4 protein-coding genes are annotated in these 3160 nt (G+C 64.9%); all 4 read left to right on the plus strand.

Features of this window, described 5'->3' with window-relative positions:
• The first annotated feature begins 60 nt into the window (after positions 1-60).
• From tnpA to H0485_RS20940, 4 genes are read left to right on the plus strand one after another with little or no spacing between them, the layout of a single operon-like run.
• The gene (gene tnpA / locus H0485_RS20925) at positions 61-465 is read left to right on the plus strand and encodes an IS66-like element accessory protein TnpA (protein ID WP_226937831.1); all 405 of its coding nucleotides are present in this window, start codon (positions 61-63) and stop codon (positions 463-465) included.
• On the plus strand, positions 462-812 hold the full coding sequence (tnpB, locus tag H0485_RS20930; protein ID WP_112312267.1) for an IS66 family insertion sequence element accessory protein TnpB: 351 nt from the start codon (positions 462-464) through the stop codon (positions 810-812). Before tnpA ends, tnpB begins: the two co-directional genes overlap by 4 nt.
• Positions 813-870: 58 nt before the next feature.
• Positions 871-2523, plus strand: coding sequence for an IS66 family transposase (gene tnpC / locus H0485_RS20935; protein WP_226937832.1), 1653 nt, complete (start codon positions 871-873; stop codon positions 2521-2523).
• Positions 2520-3122, plus strand: a complete 603-nt coding sequence (locus H0485_RS20940; RefSeq protein ID WP_226937833.1) for a plasmid pRiA4b ORF-3 family protein — start codon at positions 2520-2522, stop codon at positions 3120-3122. Before tnpC ends, H0485_RS20940 begins: the two co-directional genes overlap by 4 nt.
• Positions 3123-3160 lie beyond the last annotated feature (38 nt).

Below are 3160 nucleotides of genomic sequence, written 5' to 3' on the forward strand. Positions count from 1 at the left end.
GTAAGCCTGCGGTGAGGGCCGTCTGCTCTGATTGAGCAAATGGTCTTAAGGCATTGCCTTATGGCATGCGCTTCAGTTGTTTCACCAATCGAGATTTTCGCCGCCGATGAGGTTGGCCGTCGTCGGCAGTGGTCTGATGCGGACAAGATTCAGATCGTTGAGGAGAGCCTTCTCGGCTATCGGCAGGGTTCGACAACCGCGCGGCGGTATGGGATTTCGCGGTCGCTGCTCTCGATCTGGCGGCGCGAGTATCGCAGCGGGACGCTTGGTGCGCCGGAGGCTGGCGGTGGTTTCGTGCCGCTGGTGATGGAAAGCCCCCCGCCTGAGCCAGAGGAGCGGCCTTCGCGGGACGCCCATGATGCTCGGATCGACATCACGCTGACGAACGGACGCCGCATGACGATCCCTGCTTTGCTGGCCCCTTCGCAACTGGCAGCGCTGCTGGCCGTTCTGGATCCACGATGATCGCCTTTCCGGCGGGGGCGCGCGTGTGGATCGCAGGCGGGGTGACGGACATGCGCTGCGGGATGAACAGCCTGGCGCTGAAGGTCCAGCAGGGCCTGGGTCGCGATCCGCACGGTGGCGAGATCTTCTGCTTCCGGGGGCGCAAGGGTGACCTGATCAAGGTGTTGTGGCACGACGGGGTCGGCATGTCGCTGTATCTGAAGCGGCTGGAGGCCGGGAAGTTCATCTGGCCGGTGAGCCAGAATGGCTCAGCCGTTCCGGTTTCGGCGGCGCAGCTCGGCTATCTTCTGGAAGGAATCGACTGGCGCAATCCGCGCTGGACGCAGCGGCCTGCGTCGGCGGGTTGATAGCCAACATACCCTTGTTTTATTGGACTATTCCGGGGTTTCGTGATAGGTCTTCGGCATGTCGGAGACCACCTCGGAGATCGCTGTTCTGCGCGCCGCACTCGCCGCGGCAGAGGCTCGCGCATCTGCCGCAGAGGACGCCTTGGTCGCCGCCAAGGGGGAGTTGACCCAGGTTCAGGCGATCGTCTCGGCCTCTGAAGACATGATCCGGCACCTCCGACTGCAGATCGCCAAACTCCGCCGCGAGCAATATGGCCATGGTGCCGAACGCCATGCCCGGCTGATCGAGCAACTGGAGATGCAGCTCGAAGACATCGAGACCGACATTGCCGATGACCGGGCCAAAGCCGAGGCGACGGGCCCGAGGGCGATGGTCGCGGCCTTCAAACGCCGCCGCCCAGCCCGCAAGCCATTCCCCGAGCATTTGCCCCGCGAGCGCGTCGTGGTTAAGGCGCCGACTTCCTGCACTTGCTGTGGTTCGGCGCGCATCGTGAAGATGGGCGAGGACATCACCGAGACGCTGGAGGTGATCCCGCGGCAGTGGAAGGTCGTGCAAACCGTCCGCGAGAAGTTCACCTGCCGCGACTGCGAGAAGATCAGCCAGCCGCCAGCGCCGTTCCACCCGACACACCGGGGCTGGGCAGGGCCGAACCTGCTGGCGATGATCCTGTTCGAGAAGTTCGGCCAGCATCAGCCCCTGAACCGGCAGGCCGAGCGCTACGCGAAGGAGGGCGTCGAGATCAGCCTCTCGACCCTGGCCGATCAGGTCGGCACCTGTGCCGTGGCGCTGCAACCAATCCACGATCTGATCCGTGCTCATGTCCTCGGCGCTGAACGATTGCACGCTGACGACACCACCGTGCCGCTTCTGGCCAAAGGCGGCACGCAAACCGCCCGGCTCTGGACCTATCTGCGGGATGACCGGCCCTTCGGTGGTGGGGCGCCCCCTGCGGCCCTCTACTACTTCTCGACTGACCGCAGGAAAGAGCATCCGACCCGGCATCTGGCGGGCTGGACCGGCATCCTGCAAGCTGACGCCTATGGCGGCTACAACGACCTCTACAGCGCCCAGCACAAGCCCGCGCCGGTGCTGAGCGCGCTGTGCTGGTCGCATGCCCGGCGCAAGTTCTTCGAACTGGCGGATATCAAAGCCACAGCCCGCAAGGGCAGATCGGTGGCCGAGGAGATCTCGCCCATCGCGCTGGAAGCGGTCAAACGCTTCGACGCCATCTTCGATATCGAGCGCGAGATCAACGGCCTGACCGCCGAGGCCCGCCATGACGCCCGTCAGCGGCTGGTGCGCCCGATGGTCAATGACCTGCACGACTGGCTGCGATCCGAGCGCGCCCGGATGTCGAAGCACAACCCCGTCGCCAAGGCGATCAACTACATGTTCGAGGAAGACGGCCGCTGGGACGCCTTCACCCGCTTCCTCGATGACGGCCGCATCTGCCTGACGAACAATGCGGCCGAACGTGCCCTCCGCGGCATTGCCCTCGGCCGCAAGGCTTGGCTCTTTGCCGGATCGCCCCGCGGTGGCGACCGCGCCGCCTTCATGTACTCCCTGATCGTCACCGCCAAAATGAATGACGTCGACCCGCAGGCTTGGCTGGCCGATGTCCTTGCCCGGCTGCCGGACATGCCCCTGTCGCGCCTGCCGGAACTTCTTCCCTGGAACTGGTCGCAAATGCCGCAAAGGAGGGCCGCATGACCCTGATTGCCCGCCTCCGGATCCTCCTGAACGACATCGATCCGCAGCCGATGCGCCATATCGAGGTGCCGCTGAAGATCAGGCTCGACCGGCTGCATGAGGTGGTCCAGGCCGCCATGGGCTGGACGGACAGCCATCTCTACGAATTCCGGGCCGGTGGCGCCGGCTGGGGCGTGCCCGATCCGGACGGATTCTACGACGGCCCGATGCCCGCGAAGAAGGCGACGCTGCAAAAGGTGCTCGAGGATACCGGCGCCAGGACGCTCCAGTATGTCTACGACTTCGGCGATGACTGGGACCACAGCATCCGCATCGAGCGGGTGAGCGAGGCCAGCCCGGGCGTGACCTATCCAAGGCTTCTGAAGGCCAGCGGAGCCTGCCCGCCCGAGGACGTCGGCGGCGCCCCGGGCTACGAAGCGTTCCTTGAAGCCCTCGCAGATCCGGACCACGAACAGCACGACGACATGGTCAGCTGGTCAGGTGCATCCTTCGATCCCAAAGATGCCAGGATCGACAGGATCGTCGAACGCTTTGACCAACTCGCGAAGAAATGGTCCCCGCGGCTCGGCAAGCCCAAAGCACCCAAGCCCACTCCCTGAGCACGGACACCCGTCCGCGGCCTACGCCGGATGGTTAC

The organism is Pseudogemmobacter faecipullorum (assembly GCF_020539525.1).
GTDB lineage: Bacteria > Pseudomonadota > Alphaproteobacteria > Rhodobacterales > Rhodobacteraceae > Pseudogemmobacter > Pseudogemmobacter faecipullorum.

Excerpts from the sequence above, each read along its gene's own strand:
- tnpA (WP_226937831.1), top strand. The coding sequence starts at position 61 with ATGGCATGCGCTTCAGTTGTTTCACCAATCGAGATTTTCGCCGCCGAT.
- tnpB (WP_112312267.1), top strand. The coding sequence starts at position 462 with ATGATCGCCTTTCCGGCGGGGGCGCGCGTGTGGATCGCAGGCGGGGTG.
- tnpC (WP_226937832.1), top strand. The coding sequence starts at position 871 with ATGTCGGAGACCACCTCGGAGATCGCTGTTCTGCGCGCCGCACTCGCC.
- H0485_RS20940 (WP_226937833.1), top strand. The coding sequence starts at position 2,520 with ATGACCCTGATTGCCCGCCTCCGGATCCTCCTGAACGACATCGATCCG.